This is a genomic window from Bradyrhizobium uaiense (assembly GCF_010811875.1).
GTDB lineage: Bacteria > Pseudomonadota > Alphaproteobacteria > Rhizobiales > Xanthobacteraceae > Bradyrhizobium > Bradyrhizobium uaiense.
On sequence record NZ_VKHP01000014.1, the window covers coordinates 1 to 15,888 of the forward strand.

At 63.8% G+C, this 15,888-nt stretch carries 17 protein-coding genes; 13 read left to right on the forward strand and 4 right to left on the reverse strand.

Going from position 1 to position 15,888, the window contains the following annotated elements:
- From FNJ47_RS05920 to FNJ47_RS05930, 3 genes are all read left to right on the forward strand, one after another.
- Positions 1-231 (forward strand): PLP-dependent transferase (locus tag FNJ47_RS05920; protein ID WP_175068350.1); only part of this gene is annotated, 231 nt, incomplete at its 5' end.
- A gap of 34 nt (positions 232-265) precedes the next feature.
- Entirely contained in the window at positions 266-1,063 is a 798-nt protein-coding gene (locus FNJ47_RS05925; RefSeq protein ID WP_163151566.1) for a MetQ/NlpA family ABC transporter substrate-binding protein, read from the forward strand.
- Between the two features lie 208 nt (positions 1,064-1,271).
- Positions 1,272-1,925, forward strand: a complete 654-nt coding sequence (locus tag FNJ47_RS05930) for a TetR/AcrR family transcriptional regulator (protein WP_163151568.1) — start codon at positions 1,272-1,274, stop codon at positions 1,923-1,925.
- Positions 1,926-1,954: 29 nt separating this feature from the next.
- On the opposite strand, the gene paaZ is transcribed toward FNJ47_RS05930, so the two are convergent.
- A complete protein-coding gene (paaZ, locus tag FNJ47_RS05935; protein WP_163151702.1) occupies positions 1,955-3,982 on the reverse strand; it encodes a phenylacetic acid degradation bifunctional protein PaaZ in 2,028 nt (675 codons plus the stop codon).
- Positions 3,983-4,098: 116 nt separating this feature from the next.
- Positions 4,099-4,896 carry a 2-(1,2-epoxy-1,2-dihydrophenyl)acetyl-CoA isomerase PaaG gene (gene paaG, locus FNJ47_RS05940; RefSeq protein WP_163151571.1) on the reverse strand — a complete coding sequence of 266 codons (798 nt, stop codon included), beginning with the start codon at positions 4,894-4,896 and terminating at the stop codon, positions 4,099-4,101.
- Positions 4,897-5,304: 408 nt separating this feature from the next.
- Here paaG and FNJ47_RS05945 point away from each other — a divergent pair, with 408 nt between their 5' ends.
- Entirely contained in the window at positions 5,305-6,264 is a 960-nt protein-coding gene (locus FNJ47_RS05945; RefSeq protein WP_163151573.1) for an AraC family transcriptional regulator, read from the forward strand.
- Between the two features lie 35 nt (positions 6,265-6,299).
- Here FNJ47_RS05945 and FNJ47_RS05950 read toward each other — a convergent pair whose 3' ends face one another.
- Entirely contained in the window at positions 6,300-6,587 is a 288-nt protein-coding gene (locus FNJ47_RS05950; RefSeq protein WP_163151575.1) for a hypothetical protein, read from the reverse strand.
- A 463-nt stretch (positions 6,588-7,050) separates the two neighbouring features.
- On the opposite strand from FNJ47_RS05950, the gene FNJ47_RS05955 reads away from it, so the two are divergent.
- The 8 genes from FNJ47_RS05955 to FNJ47_RS05990 all read left to right on the forward strand — a co-directional run bounded on the left by FNJ47_RS05955 (position 7,051) and on the right by FNJ47_RS05990 (position 14,873).
- On the forward strand, positions 7,051-7,398 hold the full coding sequence (locus tag FNJ47_RS05955; RefSeq protein ID WP_163151576.1) for a hypothetical protein: 348 nt from the start codon (positions 7,051-7,053) through the stop codon (positions 7,396-7,398).
- Positions 7,399-7,434: 36 nt separating this feature from the next.
- Positions 7,435-8,454, forward strand: a complete 1,020-nt coding sequence (locus FNJ47_RS05960; protein ID WP_235999486.1) for a DUF4424 domain-containing protein — start codon at positions 7,435-7,437, stop codon at positions 8,452-8,454.
- Between the two features lie 167 nt (positions 8,455-8,621).
- Positions 8,622-9,836 (forward strand): acyl-CoA dehydrogenase family protein, encoded by a 1,215-nt coding sequence (locus FNJ47_RS05965; RefSeq protein WP_163151578.1) that lies wholly within the window; start codon positions 8,622-8,624, stop codon positions 9,834-9,836.
- A complete protein-coding gene (locus tag FNJ47_RS05970; RefSeq protein WP_163151580.1) occupies positions 9,805-10,356 on the forward strand; it encodes a hypothetical protein in 552 nt (183 codons plus the stop codon). Before FNJ47_RS05965 ends, FNJ47_RS05970 begins: the two co-directional genes overlap by 32 nt.
- Before the next feature lie 255 nt (positions 10,357-10,611).
- Positions 10,612-11,730 (forward strand): branched-chain amino acid ABC transporter substrate-binding protein, encoded by a 1,119-nt coding sequence (locus FNJ47_RS05975; protein ID WP_163151582.1) that lies wholly within the window; start codon positions 10,612-10,614, stop codon positions 11,728-11,730.
- 244 nt (positions 11,731-11,974) lie between these two features.
- Positions 11,975-13,012, forward strand: coding sequence for a hypothetical protein (locus FNJ47_RS05980; RefSeq protein WP_163151584.1), 1,038 nt, complete (start codon positions 11,975-11,977; stop codon positions 13,010-13,012).
- 84 nt (positions 13,013-13,096) lie between these two features.
- On the forward strand, positions 13,097-13,954 hold the full coding sequence (locus tag FNJ47_RS05985) for an alpha/beta fold hydrolase (RefSeq protein WP_163151586.1): 858 nt from the start codon (positions 13,097-13,099) through the stop codon (positions 13,952-13,954).
- Between the two features lie 79 nt (positions 13,955-14,033).
- Positions 14,034-14,873, forward strand: a complete 840-nt coding sequence (locus tag FNJ47_RS05990; RefSeq protein ID WP_163151589.1) for a class I SAM-dependent methyltransferase — start codon at positions 14,034-14,036, stop codon at positions 14,871-14,873.
- A 38-nt stretch (positions 14,874-14,911) separates the two neighbouring features.
- On the opposite strand, the gene FNJ47_RS05995 is transcribed toward FNJ47_RS05990, so the two are convergent.
- Positions 14,912-15,490 carry a TetR/AcrR family transcriptional regulator gene (locus FNJ47_RS05995; RefSeq protein WP_163151591.1) on the reverse strand — a complete coding sequence of 193 codons (579 nt, stop codon included), beginning with the start codon at positions 15,488-15,490 and terminating at the stop codon, positions 14,912-14,914.
- Between the two features lie 82 nt (positions 15,491-15,572).
- Between FNJ47_RS05995 and FNJ47_RS06000 the strand changes: the two genes are divergently transcribed.
- Positions 15,573-15,887, forward strand: a complete 315-nt coding sequence (locus FNJ47_RS06000) for a monooxygenase (protein ID WP_163151593.1) — start codon at positions 15,573-15,575, stop codon at positions 15,885-15,887.
- The last annotated feature ends 1 nt before the right edge of the window (position 15,888 follow it).

Genomic DNA, 15,888 nt, shown 5'->3' on the forward strand with positions numbered 1-15,888 from the left:
CTGAAACTGTTCTATCACGTCGCCAATATCGGCGATGCGCGGTCGCTGGCGATCCACCCGGCGTCGACCACCCATCAGCAGCTGAGCTCCGCGGAGCAGCTCGCGGCAGGCGTGACGCCGGGCTATGTGCGGCTCTCGGTCGGCATCGAGCATCCCGACGACATCCTCGCCGACCTCACCCAGGCATTGGCCCAGGCCGAGGCAAGCGGTAGCGGCCGCAAGGCCGCCTGATCGATCACCGAAAGACGGAGTTGGAACCGAGACCATGAAGACACTATTGCGCCTGGCGCAGGTAGCCGGTGTGCTGCTTGCCATGACAGCGGCCGCCATTGCCGACGAACCGCTCAAGATCGCGACCAGCGCCGGACCGGTCGGTCAGCTGGCGGCGTTTGCCGCCAAGCTCGCCAAGGACAAGGGCCAGGACGTCAAGATCGTCGAGCTATCGGACTGGGTCGCGTTGAACGAGGTGGTCAACAGCGGCGACGTCGACGCCAATCTGTTCCAGCACGGCACCTATCTCGCGATCCAGAACAAGCAGCGCGGCTTCAACCTGATCCAGGTCGACAAGGTCGGCGTGATCGCGCCGGTCGGGCTGTTCTCGAAAAAGATCAAGTCGCTCGACGAGATCAAGTCCGGCGACAGCGTGGCGATCCCGAATGAACCGCTCAACGGCGCGCGTGGATTGATCCTGCTCGAACGTGCCGGGCTGATCAAGCTGGCGCCGGGCAAGGGCTTCGCGGTCAGCCGGTTCGACGTCATCGACAATCCCAAGAACTTGAAGATCGTCGAGCTCGATCCGGCGCAGACCTACCGGTCGCTCGACGACGTCACGCTTGCGCTCGTCAACATCACCTATCTGATCCCGGCCGGCGGCGATCCGAAGTCGGCGTTGTTGATCGACCGCACGGTCGATGACGGCCTCGTGCTGCGCTTCACCGCGCGGCCGGACAAGAAGGATGATCCGCGCCTGAAGGCCTTCATCCAGGTCTTCAACTCGCCGGAAGTCAAGCGCTTCATCGAGGAGAAGCTGCCGGCGTTCATCCCGGCGGGCTTTAACAGCTAGAGGCATGTGAGGCGGGGGACGCGGGCCTCAATGCGCTTGGCATTGGGGGCCTTCGTTCGTCCTGGCGCGACTTGGCAACAGAGGCGCCGTTCCAACTCAGCCATGGAATTGTTCGACCGGATGGTCAATAAATGGCGGTTCGGACGCGGCCCGTCGGCAGGGCGGTGGTTCCAGAACTTTCACGGCCGGCTGGTGGAAACGGAAAGACATGGCCCGATCGCGCGCCAAGGACTACGACGACAAGCGCCTCTCCATGCTGCATCGCTCGGCCGAGCTGTTCGCTGCCTCGGGATATGTCGGCACGTCGATGAACACCATCGCTGATGCGTGCGGGGTCTCGAAGGCGTTGCTGTATCACTACTATCCCGACAAGGAAGCGATCCTGTTCGATCTCCTGTCGTCGCATCTCGAAAAGCTGGTGGCGGCGGTTCGCAAGGCGAGTGCGTCGGCCGGCGATCCGGTCGAGCGCTTCAGGGCGATCGTTGCGACCCTGCTCGAACTATACCGGCACGCCGACGCCGAGCATCAGGTCCAGATCTCAAGCCTCAAGCTGTTGCCGAAGGACAAGCAGCAGCCGTTGCTTGCGAGCGAGCGGATCCTCGTCGGGATCATGTCGGATGCGCTCGCCGCGGCGGTGCCGGCTGCGAAACAGAAGCGCGTTCTCAAGCCGCTGACGATGAGCGTCTTCGGCATGCTGAACTGGCATTACATGTGGTTCCGTGAGGGCGGACCGATGACCCGCGCCGAATATGCCGGCTTCGTCGCGCAGCTGGTCCTGGCCGGTGCGGAGGAGGCGGCCGTGATCCGGCCGCGCGGTAAGGCGAAGCCCGCCGGCCGAAGCCGGCAGCCTGCGCTGCTCTGACGTGGTGGGCCAGATCCGCGTTGCGGATCCTAGCTCCTCATCGCATTCATGGTCAGCAGCTCGTAGGTCGCCGCGGTCTCGCCGGTGCCGGTCGTGATCTCGACGTCCCAGCGCACTTCGCCGTACTGCTTGTTGCGCGGCGTCTTCTCCTTCGCGGTCAGCCGCACCTGGATCTGTTCGCCCGGCTGGACCGGTTTGACGAAGCGCAGCGAGTCGAGGCCGTAGTTCGCCAGCACTGGTCCGTAGTCGGGATCGACGAACAGGCCAGCCGCGAACGACAGCAGCAAATAGCCATGCGCGACGCGGCCCGGGAAGAACGGATGCCCCTTGGTCGCTTCCTCGTCCATATGGGCGTAGAAAGTGTCGCCGGTGAAATGCGCGAAATGCTCGATGTCGTTGAGCGTGATCTGCCGCGACTTCGAGACCAGCGTGCGCCCGATCTCGAGATCGTTGTAGTGATAGCGGAACGGGTGCAGGTCGCCCTCGAGCACCGGGCTGCCCTTGAACCAGCGGCCGGTGACGCCGCTCAGCATGCGAGGCGAGCCCTGCAAGGCGGTGCGCTGCATGTAGTGCTGGAGGCTGCGGATGCCGCCGAGTTCCTCGCCGCCGCCGGCGCGGCCCGGGCCGCCATGAACCATCTGCGGCATCGGCGAGCCGTGTCCGGTGTGCTCGGTCGCGCAATCGCGATCGATGATCGCGACACGGCCGTGAAAACTGCCGATGCCGAAGGTGAGCTCGGTCGCGGTCGGGATGTCGTGGGTGTAGACCGATGCCACGAGGCTGCCGCCACCGCGATTGGTCAGTGCGATAGCCTGGTCCAGATCGTCATAGCCCATCACGGTGCAGACCGGCCCGAACGCTTCGATCTCGTGCACCGCGGTTGCGGCGAGCGGCTTCGCGCAATGCAGCAGCAGCGGCGGCACGAAGGCACCGCGCTTGGCGTCGGCATCGACGAGCGGGACGTTGTCTGGATCGCCGGCCACCAGTTCAGCCTCGGTGCGAAGCCGGGCCACATGGGCAAGCACGTCGCTGCGCTGGGCGAGCCCAACCAGCGGTCCCATCCTGACCTTGTCGTTCGCAGGATTGCCGATCGTGACCTTTGCGAGACGGTCGCGCAGCGCCGTGATGACGGCATCGAGTTGCGCTGATGGCGCCAGCGCACGGCGGATCGCGGTGCATTTCTGGCCCGCCTTGACCGTCATTTCCTTCGCGACCTCCTTGATGAAGAGGTCGAACTCCGGGCTTCCCGGCGCGGCGTCCGGTGCGAGAATCGCCGCGTTGAGCGAATCCCGCTCGGCGATAAACCGGACAGCCTCGCGCGCGATGACCGGATGCCGTTGCAGTTTTTGCGAGGTGTCGGCCGAGCCCGTAAAGGACACCACGTCCTGGCAGGTGAGATGGTCGAACAGATCGCCGGTCGAGCCGACGATGAATTGCAGCACGCCTTCGGGCAGCACGCCGGATTCGGCGATCATCCGCACCAGCTCGTAGGCCACATAGGAGGTGACGGTCGCGGGCTTGGTGACGACGGGGACGCCGGCGAGCAGCGCGGGCGCCAGCTTCTCCAGCATGCCCCAGCACGGAAAGTTGAACGCGTTGATGTGCACGCCGATGCCGTGCAACGGCGTGACGATGTGCTGACCGGCGAACGCGCCGCCCTTGGATAGCCCCTCGACATTGCCGTCCAGCAGGAATTTGGTGTTCGGAAGCTCGCGGCGGCCCTTGCTGGCGTAGGCGAACAACGTGCCGATGCCGCCATCGACGTCGATCATCGCATCGGTGCGGGTTGCTCCCGCATGGAATGACAGTTTGTAGAGCCGGTCCTTGTGCTGGCTCAGAGTGTCGGCCAGCGTCTTCAGCAGGCCCGCGCGCTGGTGGAACGACAGTTTTCGGAGATTCTGGCCGCCGACGGTGCGGCCGTAGGCGAGGATCTCGCGCATGTCGAGATCGCTCCTGGTCGTGAGCGCTACGACGTCGCCGGTGACCGCACTGCGAATCTCGGCCGCTGGCTCGCCGACGCCGCTCCACTTCCCGCGGACGAAGCTGTCGAGTTTCATGACTGTGTCCGCGGTTTGCGCGCCGTCGAATTCAGGCTGTGTCATCGAAATTGAATCCTTTGACCTGTGATCTATGTTGCGTATTGCCGTGCCGGCTGAACGTTCAATCAGAACGTTCAATCCTGGGCTCGTCCGACAAAGCGTGGCGAGCGCTTCTCGAGGAACGCGGTGACGCCTTCGGCGTAGTCCGCCGACCGGCCTGCGCGGCCCTGCAGGTCACGCTCGAGCTCGAGTTGCGTGTCGAGCGTGTTGGTCTCGGAGGCATCGAGTGCCTGCTTGATCAACGCAAGACCGTCGGTCGGCCGCGTCGCGAGCGAGGCGGCGAGGGCGTGGGCTTCGGTCATCAAGTCGGAATCTTCGACCACCTTCCAGATCATGCCCCATGCTTCCGCCCGTTCCGCCGAGATCGGCTCGGCGAGCATCGCCAGGGCGCGTGCCCGTGCCCCGCCGACGAGCCGCGGCAAGAACCACGTGCCGCCCGAATCCGGGACGAGGCCGAGCTTGGCAAAGGCCTGGATGAATTTGGCCGACCGCGCGGCGATCACGATATCGCAAGCCAGGGCGACGTTCGCGCCGGCGCCTGCGGCCACGCCGTTGACGGCGCACACGACCGGCATCGGAATGCTGCGCAGCTTGCGCACCAGCGGGTTGTAGTATTTTTCGATCGGCGCCGAGAGATCGGGCGTTTCGCCCGGCGTGAAGACGCCGTCGGAAAGATCCTGCCCGGCGCAGAATCCGCGTCCCGCTCCGGTCAGGATCAGCGCGCGGCAGGACTTGTCCTGCTCCGCAGCAATCAACGCGGCCATCATTGCGGCGTGCAGATCGGCACTGAAGGAATTCAGGCGGTCGGGCCTGTTGAGCGTCAGGACGCGATATCCGGCGCGGATATCGGTCAACACCAGATCGCTGACCATGATGACCTCCCGTTGCGCCTTCCATGAGTGAAGGTCGCATGACCTGCGATCGGATTACTATTGACCGTCCGGTCAGTCAATTATAATTATCCATGCGCCAGTGTAGGCGGCGTCTTCGGGCTGATCGGAGCGAGGACAATTCTAGTCCCGATCGCGAATTCGGGCGCGACAAACACACATCTAGATCGAAGCAATTTCGCTCGCTGCGCCAGACCGCGTATTTACGATGCTTATCCGCGACGCTTGACAGTTGTCAGATCGAGGTATCGGCGGAACCCGAGAAAGGTTCACGTTTACAGCCGCGCTGCATGGCCACCATGATTGGTGTGTACTGCCACAAATCGGCCTTATATGACCCGCGATTTCCGCCGCCATGAGAGCGAGCCGATGACAATGCAGTCAGGCGATATGACCGGGTTCCGATTCTCGACGGCGCACTTCGGCGCGCGAGACCGCTTGCCGATCTTCCGCGAGCAGATCGGGCGGATGATCGTGAAGCTCGATCCGGAACCGCTCGACGACGGCGCGTTCCATGCCGAAGCGAGTGTGCGCGAACTGTCGGGGCTCGGGATCGGATCCTGGGCGTGCAGCAATCTCAAGATCGCGCGGCCGCGCGAACTGCTCGACGGCAATGACGACCTCGTGCTGACGATCATCACGAGCGGCAACGTGCGCGCGTCACAGCGTGGCCGCGACATCGAGCTTAGCCCGGGTCAAGCAGTACTGCAGTCGAGCGCGGAAGCCGGCAACATGGTGGTCCCGGTGTCGCCGAGCCGTTTCGTCGGCCTTCGGTTGCCGCGCAAGGCGCTCGCCTCGCTGGTTCACGATCCCGAAGACATGCTGATCCGCCCGCTGCCGGCGAACACCGAAGCGATGCGGTTGCTTGCGCTTTACATCAGTGAGCTCGACGACAGCTATCAGCTTTCGACTCCCGAACTGCGGAACGCGGTCGTCAAGCATCTGACCGATCTCGGCGCGCTGATCATCGGCGCCAATCCCGACGCGGCGGTTGCCGCGGAGGATGGCGGGCTGGCGGCCGCGCGGCTTGCCGCGGTCAAGGCCGACATCAGTGAGAATCTGAGCCATGGCGACCTCACGCTGCCCGCGGTCGCGGCGCGGCTGAAGCTCACGCCGCGCCATATCCAGCGGCTGTTCGAGAGCGTAGGCTCGACATTCTCGGAATTCGTGCTCGGCCAGCGGCTGGCGCGCGCGCATCATTTGCTGACCGATCCGCGCCACAGCCGCAGCACCATCGGCACGATTGCGTTCGAAGTCGGGTTTGGTGATCTTTCCTACTTCAACCGTACCTTCCGCCGGCACTACGGCGCGACGCCATCGGATATCCGCGCCGCGCCGCGGCGTTCCTGAGCGGCCCCTGGTCGCGCGGTCACGCGATGCGTGGCCTACGGCTCGCCGCATCCGGGCACCCGCCGGATCTGTTCGATCAGCCGCTGCTGACGCTCTGCCGACAAAGCTCGCTCATTCGCGCACATCAACATGGCGACGCACGCGGCCTCCGGTTCGGCAGGCCAGGTGATGCTGCCGTCGATCGCGCCGTCGCATTTGAGGTAGGCGTTCTTCGCATCCCAGCGGATCGTGCTTTCAGGTGCTGGTGTCGCAGCGGCTGTCACGATCAGTGCCGCGCCAATCAACAGGAGCGATCGGGATATCCGCCGGTATGATCCGCGCATGCTGCATGTCCATCTTCATGAAGGTCGTCGACGATAGGGCAGCGTCCGAGGTGAATGATCACTAGCGGGCGGCCGGCCGGCATACAACCTTGCTGCCGGACAGCGATGCAACATGCGGCGACAAATTCGTCTCACGTCCTCGACCGATGTCGCATATGTCCAAATCAGTGTCGTGTCGGTCCGTGCCGCATATCCGCGAAGCACATAAAAGGCAGCTTCCGTCTGATTGCGATAGGAAGAGTACTTGCCATTTAACATCGTTCGCAGCGAAGGCGCACGTGTGCGTGCATCGATATTGTCGTCGGAGAAAGATCACGACCCGGCGAACCTGTTCGGCTCTGCGCGGACTCATTCAGGAAGGATTGCGCTCAAGTCGGTTTCGTTCGTTCGATCAGCACCAGCGTTTCTCTACCTTCTGGCGGGAATAGCGCCGATCGCCACTGAGGCCGCGGGCGCGAAACCTGTGCTCAGGATCGAGAACGGGTTCCAACAGACCGTCGCGGTCTCGGCCGGGAGCGAGCTCTCGTTTGGGCCACCGCGGCAATCGCCAATCCTGCCTGGTGGCACCGGCGCCGGCGAAATCACGATCTCGCTTGCGGCCGGCCCTGCCGCCGGTATTGCCAAGCTGCATATTTTCGAGCGCAGTGCTGTCCCGATCGGATTCACAGTGACGGCCTGGCAGGGCCGGAAATCGATCGCTGTCGTAAAGCTTTGCGGTCATCTCGAGATGGACAGTTGGGTCGTGCTGCCGATCGAGACGACGCACGTCGACGTCTCCGATTTCTTCCCGGTCAAGGACGGATGCGACTGACTGCCGCGAGTTTGGCCTCCAATCAAGAGAGAAGGAATGACCATGCCTCCGATCGCCAAAGGGGCTTTTCTAGTTCTGCTTGCCGGGCTGATGCCCTGGTGCGCGCGGGCGAATGACACGTCCGCTGCGCTGGAAACCGGGGGCCTCCGTTTCAAGCAGGACCCCGACATCGTGATGCGCTCCGAGGATCTGTTCATCTCCGAGAAGCAGGTCCGGATCGTCTATCGCTTTTTCAACACCTCGGCCGCCGACAAGACCATTATGATCGCGTTCCCGATGCCCGACATCGACGGCAAGGAAGGTGACGAAAACATAGGGCTCCCGACCAACGATCCCGAAAACATCTTTGACTTCCACGTCACCGTCGACGGCAAGGCGGCCGTGCCGCATCTCGAGCAGACGGCGCTGGCGAATGACGTAGATCAGACGGCGCTGCTGCGGAAGCTCGGAATTCCGCTGATGCCGATCAGGGGCCTCGCGGGCGAGCTGCTCGACAAGCTGCCGAAGTCGAACTGGCCGGAGCTCGTCAAGCTCGGCGTCGGCGCCATCGAGACCTACGGGTCGGGCGGCCCGATGCAGGATCATCTGGTGCCGACCTGGACGTTGCGTTCGGCCTATACCTGGACGCAGACCTTTCCCGCGGGCCGCGAGATCACGTTTGAGCAGACCTATCGTCCGAGCGTCGGCGGCTCCGTGCAGACGATCATCGGCGCCGACAACTGGCGCAGCAATCCGGAAGCGCCGGCGTTTCTCGCATCCTATTGCATCGACGATGACCTGATCCGCAGCATCGAGCGGGCGCGCGCGACGAGGCGCGCTCCCTATCCGCCGTTCAGTGAACGGTCGATTGCCTATGTGCTCTCGACCGGCGCCAACTGGGCGGCGCCGATCGGCGAATTTCACCTCACCATCGACAAGGGCGAGCCCAACAACTTCGTCAGCTTCTGCGCCGATGGCGTCAAGAAGACCGGCCCGACGCGCTTCGAAGTTCGGCATACCAACTTCAAGCCGTCGCGAGACTTGAAGATAGTCATCTTTGTTCCGAACCCGAACTAGCGCGGGCAGGAAATGCAATGATTGCGAAAATGGCTGCGTGATGTCGCGTACGTCCTATTCCCCGTCACATCCGTCCGAGCCTCGCATCGTTGAGACGCCTAAAAGGCGGCCCCCGCGGAATCACGCTGCGCGGGGGATTCACAGATAGCGACACAGCGAGGCCACCAATGACTGACACCACCACTTCATCGTTCGTCGATGCTGCCGCTGCGCTCGCGCCGCAGGTTCAGGGATCCGTGCAGGAGAGCGAGCGGTCGCGGCGGCTGCCTGTCCCGCTGATCGAAGCGATGGCACAAGCAGGGCTGTTCCGGCTCTGGCTTCCGCGCGCATTCGGCGGCGAGGAGGCCGACCCGATGACCCTCGTCCGGGTGGTCGAGGAGATCGCGCGTGCCGACGGTGCCGCAGGCTGGTGTATGGCCATCGGTGGCGCCTATGGCGTGTTCGGCGGCTATCTCGGGAAGGATGCCGCGCGCGATATCTACGGTAGCGATCCGCTGGTTCGAACCGCGGGCGCCCTGCGGCCGTTTGGCACCGCCGGGGTCGTCGATGGTGGTTATCGCGTCACGGGCCGCTGGCCGCTCGGAAGCGGTTGTCAGCATTCCGGCTGGATGATCGGCAATTGCCGGATCTTCGACGGGGATCAACCGCGATTGCGTCCCGATGGCACCCCGGTGCTGCGCTTCATGCTGTTTCCGACTGCGCAGTGCGAGATCCTCGACACCTGGCACAGTGTCGGGCTGCGCGGCACGGGCAGCCATGACTATGCGATCGCGGATGCTTTCGTGCCATCCGCGCGGTCGCTTTCGTTTCGCGAGCCGCCGGTGGAGCAGGGGCCGCTCTATGCGTTTCCGACGATTGCGTTGTTCGGGGCGGCGCTCGCCGCCGTGCCGCTCGGCATCGCCCGCCATGCGATCGACATTCTGGTCGAGCTTGTCGGACGAAAGGTCGCATCGCGCTCGCGCAAGCTGCTCCGCGAGGATACGCTGGTCCAGGCTGATCTCGGGCGTGCCGAGGCCTTGCTTGGCTCGGGACGGGCTTTCCTTTACGGCACGCTGGGAGAGGCGTGGCAGGCCGTCAGTGCCGGCAAGGTGCTCAGCGTTGCCGAGCGCGCCACGCTGTGGCTGGCATCGACCCATGCGGCGAACACCGCCAAGCAGGCGACCGAGCTGATGTTCGGTGCCGGCGGCTCGGCCTCGGTCGACGTGAGTTGCGGGCTCGAACGCTGCATGCGCGACGTCCATGCTGCCGTCCAGCACCTCGCTTTGGCATCGGCCAACTATCAAATGGCCGGTGAGGCGTATCTCGGCGCGGACATGCGGTCGACGCCTTTGCTGTTCTCGGATGATCGCAATGAAGCGCGTTCCGTATTTCCCGCTCAGTGAACGGCCGATCGCCTGCGTCCTCGTGCTGGTCGTGAAGCCGGCGCTCTGCCTGCTTCTCTGGACGGGCGCATTGGCCGGCCGGGCACCGGCGCAGTCCACCGATCCTCGTCGTCCGACGGTGCTTGGCCTTGGCGTCAATCGTGCCAACATCACCAATGACGTCCGCGGACACTACTACACGTTCATGGCGGGGCCGGGCCATGTCGATGTCGAGCTCGCCTTCAAGGAGATAGGCGAATTCGGTCGTCCATTGCCGCAGCATCTCAACTTCGATTTCTGGAACGCGGACGGCGCTCGGCTGTCCCATATCGAAGTCCTGTCTCAGGGCGGCGTCGCTCACCGGCACACCGACGCCGATTTGCCGACGCGACAAAGAATAAACCTCGCGGTCTCGACGCAATGGGGCGCGATCAAGGTCGGTGGTTACTACGAGATCGAGTTGAAAGGTGCCGTCGAGGCGGCCGCACCGGTCGGAGCGGACGTCAAGCCGGCACAGCCCGAGCCGCTGGTGCGGCCGTGATCGAATACATCAGCTATGTGCTGTCGCGCACACAAGATCGTCCCCGATCGCGCCCGCTGACGATTCCACAAACCAATGCACGGCAACGTGTTTCACATTGTTGCACGATGTCGCATATGTCCAATCCCCCGTCGCCTCAGTCCGAGCCTGCGGGCTACCGCGCGCATAAAAGGCAGCCCCCGGTGATCGTCGCAGCCGGCGATATGAGTCGATTGCGATGCATTGAGGCGACTTAAGACCATCGAGGAGAATGTGATGACGTTTGCACTTCGAGGATATTTTCTTGCGCTCGGCACAAGCCTGGCGCTGTCCAGTGCTGCCATGGCACAGGATGTCAGTGTTGCCGTGGTCGGGCCGATGACCGGCTCGGAGGCGAGCTTCGGCCAGCAGTTCAAGAACGGCGCCGATCTCGCGATTGCCGACATCAACGCGGCAGGCGGCGTGCTCGGCAAGAAGCTCAAGCTGGAAGTCGGCGACGACGCCTGCGATCCGAAGCAGGCCGTGTCGGTCGCCGAGAAAATGGCCGGCGCGAAGATTCCGTTCGTCGTCGGGCACTTCTGCTCGTCGACCTCGATTCCCGCCTCGGACGCCTACGCCGAGGGCAACGTGCTGGAGATCACGCCGGGCTCGACCAACCCGCTGTTCACCGAGCGCGGGCTGTGGAACACATTCCGCGTCTGCGGCCGGGATGACCAGCAGGGCATGGTCGCGGCGGCCTATATCATCAAGAACTACAAGACCAAGAACGTCGCGATCATCCACGACAAGACGACCTACGGCAAAGGCCTCGCCGACGAAACGAAGAACGCCATCAACGCCGCGGGCGTGAAAGAGAAGCTCTATGAAGCCTACACCAAGGGCGACAAGGATTTTGCCGCGCTGGTGTCCCGCTTCAAGAAGGAGTCGATCGATTTCGTTTATGTCGGTGGCTACTATGCCGAAGCCGCGTTGATCCTGCGCCAGATGCGCGAGCAGGGCGTCAATGCCGTGCTGATGGGCGGCGACGCTTTGGTCGACAAGCAGTTCGCGGCGATCGCAGGCCCGCTTGCCGAGGGTTCGCTGTTCACCTTCTCGCCCGATCCGCGCAAGAAGGTCACCGCGGCCGCAACCTTGAAGAAGTTCAAGGACAAGGGCATCGATCCCGACGGTTACACGCTCTACAGCTATGCGGCCTTCCAGATCTGGAGCCAGGCCGTCACCCGTGCCAAGACCACGGATGCCAAGAAGGTCGCCGCCGCCATCAAGGCCGGCAGCTGGGATACCGTGCTCGGCAACATTAGCTACACGCCGAAGGGTGACATCACCCTGATCGACTATGTCGTGTACCGCCGCGACAAGGACGGCAACTACGCCGAACTGCCGGCTGGTCATTGATCGCTGGGCCGCGACATCGACGCTCCCCTGTTCGATGTCGCGGCTGCGCCGGCTCACAGCGCCAACGGACCAACCCTCTGCCAGCCCCGAGGTGTTGGCGCTGTGACGCCTGGCAGTGCGGCGATCCGCCTGCCGGCGCCGATTGCCGGCAAAGCGGGAAGACGGCCGCGCCGGGAATCCGTGTTGAGGGCCGTCGCGTTGAACCGATCCGGCAATCGATCCCGATAATCGAAGAGAGCACCAGATGTCCGACATGAGTCTGACCAATAACGGCGGTCGGGGTGGCGGCGGTTCAGCCGAATGGCGCGGCACCGGGCCGTCGCAAGGACCGTCGCATTCCTATCCGTTGCTGGTGCGCGATCACGGTCTCGGCACCGCGTTGAAGTTGCTGCTCGAGACCCTGCCTTACGCGCTGGCGCGATGGGGCGTGTTGCTGGGTTTTGCCGCGGCCTGCGTGGTCTGGGCCATTGTCGCCGTGGGCGGCGCAGTGTGGCTCGGCACTCACGTCGCCAGCGTGTTCGGCTATTGCTGGCTGCTCGGCATCCTGCTGCTCGGTGGTTGGATCTGGGGCGCCATCCTGCGCTACACCGTTCACATGATCGCGTGCGGCCATGTCGCGGTGCTGACCGAACTGATCACGCACGGCCGCATCGGCAGCGGCACCGAAGGGCAGTTCGCCTACGGCCGCCGGATCGTGATGAACCGGTTCGGCGAGGTCGCGGTCCTGTTCGGGCTCAATGCGCTGATCCGCGCCGTGCTCCGTGCGTTTCACAATGCGCTCGATACGCTTGGCGAATGGCTGCCGGCGCCCGGCATGAAGGCGATCGTCGGTCTGCTCAACACCATCTTGTCGGCCGCGACGCGCTATCTGGACAAGGTGGTGCTGTCCTACGATCTGGCGCGCGGCGGCGATGATCCCAGGCGCAACATCCAGGACGGCCTGGTCTATTATTGCCAGAACGCCAAGCCGATCCTGACCACGTCGGTCTGGATGGTCATCGTGGAGCGGGTCCTGAGTATCCTGCTGTGCCTGCTGCTGCTGGTCCCCGCGGGCGTGGTGACGGTCTGGTTGCCTGACGCTGTCAGGGAGTATGGCGCCTTGGTCACGGTCTTCATCGCGGCCCTGCTGGCGGTGACGGTGCGCGCGGCGTTCATCCAGCCGCTGTTCTTGATCTGTATGATGATCCGCTTTCACGCGCTGATCGAGAACCAGCCGATCAATTCGACCTGGGTTGGCTATCTCGATGGCCTCACAGACAAGTTCAAGCAGATCGGACGCTGAAACCGGCGGACGGCGGCTCATGCCGAGCTGCAATCCAGCAAGCCGGCGCCTGGTGCTGATCGTATTTCACAATGGAGATGTTCGGTGACCGATCTATCGCTCGACAATAATGGCATCAGGCTTGCTGCGTCCGTTGATGGCCCAACGGACGCAGAGCCGATCCTGTTTCTGCACGGCCTGTCGCTGAGCCGGGACACATGGCAGGAAATCGGCGATCGGCTCAGGGATCGTTACAGGGTCTGGACCCTTGATTTCCGGGGGCACGGCCATTCGGATCGGGCTGCAAGCTACGCTCTCGCCGACTATGTTTCGGACGCGCAGACGGCGTTGGCCGCTATCGGGCGCCCGGCGGTGATTGTCGGGCATTCGCTCGGCGGCTGCGTTGCCGGTGTGCTGGCGCAGAGCGGTGACGCCAACGTGCGTGCAGCCTTCCTCGAAGATCCGCCTTGGTTTCTCGGGCAGCCGGGAGAGTGGGAGAAATCGGCATTCCCAAAACTATTTGGGATCGTCAGCGCGCGTCAGGCCGCATGGCAGCAAGCGCGCGCGCCGCTCGGGACGTACCTTGCGTTCGTTTCGGACTCTCCAACGCCGATGGGTGGAATCGGTAGCGATCACTTCGGCTCCCGCCATCTGCTCAGTCATGCGTCTGCGCTGCAGCGGCAAGACGGGCGATGCTGGGCGGACGGAGACGTTGCGGGCTCAGTTCTTGCGGCGATTCCGACCGAGCGGGAATTCTTGTGCCCGGTCAAGATTATTCAGGCCGATCCCGGCTCTGGCGCGGCCTTGCTGGAAGGCCACGAATCGCGCTTCGCACACGGCAATCCGCGTGCCGACATCGTTCGCTACGAAGGGTGCGGCCATTCACCCCACCGCGCCATCGCATTCACGCAACGCTTCGCGGCGGATCTGGAAGCTTTCCTGTCGAGCCTGCGGTCGAAATGAGCGCGGGCGCGACAACGGTGCCGTGACGACGTCCGGCAATCCGGCACCTCACATTCATGAACCGAAGACGGGTACACCCATGCAAGCGACGTCCGGCTACGATCCGAACTACGTGATGGGCCGCTCGACCGCGGAGACCGACAGGCTCAGGCGACAGTCCCAGCTCTACGACGCGTCGACATGGCAGCTCCTGAAAGAAGCCGGACTTTCGCCGGGCATGAAAGTGCTCGACGTCGGAAGCGGAGCCGGCAACGTCTCCTTTATCGCCGCAGGTCTTGTCGGCGAGAGCGGCGCGGTCGTCGGCGTCGACAGCAACCCCGCCATCGTCGAAGAAGCCGCAAGCACGGCGCGCTCGCTCGGCCTGAACCAGGTCTCGTTTCGCGCCGGCGACATCAACACGATCGCGCTGGAGCGTGATTTCGATGCGGTCATCGGCCGGCTCGTGCTGATTTATGTGAAGGACCCAGCAGCGCTGCTTCGGCAATTGCTTGGGCACGTCAAGCCTGGTGGCATCGTCGCGTTCCAGGATCTCGACTGGGGTGAGGGGCCGATCGCCATTCCGCCGTCGCCGCTGCTGTCGCAGGCATGGGGCTTTGTGAAGGAGATGTTCGCACGGGCAGGGCTGAACAACCGGATGGGATTGTCGCTGCACGGCGCCTTCGTCGCGTCCGGGCTTCCCGCGCCGCGCATGAGCCTGTTCGCGCCGGCGGGAGGTGGAGCGGATTTCGACGGCTACGACTACATGGCCAGCGGCTTGCGCAGCAATCTGCCGCATATCGTCAAGCTCGGCATCGCAACCGAAGCGGATCTGGCACTGGACAGCTTTGCCGAACGCTTGCGCGCGGAAGTGGTCGCCCTGCAGGGCGTCTTTGCACTCCCGACCTTCGTCGGCGCATGGTCGCGCAAGCCGCCAGGCTGAACCGCCTTCCGTCGCGTCCGGGACAGCGCAACGGCGCCTCAGGCGTTGCCCACGACCGCCTCGATGAACGTCGTGGCGGACTCCCTCAATTGCTTGCGGCTGTAGCCGGCGCGCTCCATCACGGCCAACCCTCGCGTAAACGTCACGATGACGCGGGCCAGCCGGTTCGCATCGGCAACGCTCCGCTTGCCTGGGGCCCCGCTGATGGCCTTGCCGATCAGCTGTTCGAGCCGGGTGAGCACGCCCTGCACGCGCTGCTGCACATCCGTGCTTGAGATGGCCGCGTCGAGCGCCGTACGGGTGGTCAGGCAGCCGCGCGGCGGCGAACCGTCGGTCATGTTGACGATGATCATGTCGAAGAAGTTCTTGAGCCCGCTCGCCGCATCGCCCTGCGCCAGCGCGTTGCCGGCCGCTTCGAGGAATTGCTCGGCATATCGATCGAAGGCGCGCAGGAAGATCGCTTCCTTGTCGCCATAGGCGTTGTAAAGGCTGCCGCGCTGGACGCCGGTCGCGGCGGCGAGGTCCTGCATGGTCGCGTCGTGCAGGCCCTTGCGCCAGAACACGTCGAGCGCGGTTGCGACCACCTCATCCTCATCAAACTGACGCACACCTACCATCTCGGTTCGCTCCACCTATTCATTCTTGACATCATCGTCAAGATTGACAACCATGTCAAGGATGATGCCGCAGGAGGTCAGGATGATTACCGCCGTCACGACGTTCAGATTGCCGAAGCCGATCACCCGCGAGGAAGCGCGCAGCATCTTTCTGAGCACGGCGCCGCTCTATCGCGGCGTGTCGGGGCTGTTTCGGAAGACCTATATGATTTCCGAGGACGGGATGACGGCCGGCGGTGTCTATTTCTGGAACTCGAGGCAGGATGCGGAAGCGCTTTACACCGACGCATGGCGCGCCCGTGCCCGGGAGAAATATGGCGCCGATCCGACGGTGACCTATTTCGAGAGTCCTGTCGTGGTCGACAACGTCGCCGAGCAGATTCTTTCCGAACGGTAAC

Excerpts from the sequence above, each read along its gene's own strand:
- FNJ47_RS05965 (WP_163151578.1), top strand. The coding sequence starts at position 8,622 with ATGACTGACACCACCACTTCATCGTTCGTCGATGCTGCCGCTGCGCTC.
- FNJ47_RS05995 (WP_163151591.1), bottom strand. The coding sequence starts at position 15,490 with ATGGTAGGTGTGCGTCAGTTTGATGAGGATGAGGTGGTCGCAACCGCG.
- FNJ47_RS05960 (WP_235999486.1), top strand. The coding sequence starts at position 7,435 with ATGACCATGCCTCCGATCGCCAAAGGGGCTTTTCTAGTTCTGCTTGCC.
- FNJ47_RS05945 (WP_163151573.1), top strand. The coding sequence starts at position 5,305 with ATGACCGGGTTCCGATTCTCGACGGCGCACTTCGGCGCGCGAGACCGC.
- FNJ47_RS05930 (WP_163151568.1), top strand. The coding sequence starts at position 1,272 with ATGGCCCGATCGCGCGCCAAGGACTACGACGACAAGCGCCTCTCCATG.
- FNJ47_RS05980 (WP_163151584.1), top strand. The coding sequence starts at position 11,975 with ATGTCCGACATGAGTCTGACCAATAACGGCGGTCGGGGTGGCGGCGGT.
- FNJ47_RS05975 (WP_163151582.1), top strand. The coding sequence starts at position 10,612 with ATGACGTTTGCACTTCGAGGATATTTTCTTGCGCTCGGCACAAGCCTG.
- FNJ47_RS05970 (WP_163151580.1), top strand. The coding sequence starts at position 9,805 with ATGAAGCGCGTTCCGTATTTCCCGCTCAGTGAACGGCCGATCGCCTGC.
- FNJ47_RS05925 (WP_163151566.1), top strand. The coding sequence starts at position 266 with ATGAAGACACTATTGCGCCTGGCGCAGGTAGCCGGTGTGCTGCTTGCC.
- FNJ47_RS06000 (WP_163151593.1), top strand. The coding sequence starts at position 15,573 with ATGATTACCGCCGTCACGACGTTCAGATTGCCGAAGCCGATCACCCGC.
- paaZ (WP_163151702.1), bottom strand. The coding sequence starts at position 3,982 with ATGAAACTCGACAGCTTCGTCCGCGGGAAGTGGAGCGGCGTCGGCGAG.
- FNJ47_RS05990 (WP_163151589.1), top strand. The coding sequence starts at position 14,034 with ATGCAAGCGACGTCCGGCTACGATCCGAACTACGTGATGGGCCGCTCG.
- FNJ47_RS05950 (WP_163151575.1), bottom strand. The coding sequence starts at position 6,587 with ATGCGCGGATCATACCGGCGGATATCCCGATCGCTCCTGTTGATTGGC.
- paaG (WP_163151571.1), bottom strand. The coding sequence starts at position 4,896 with ATGGTCAGCGATCTGGTGTTGACCGATATCCGCGCCGGATATCGCGTC.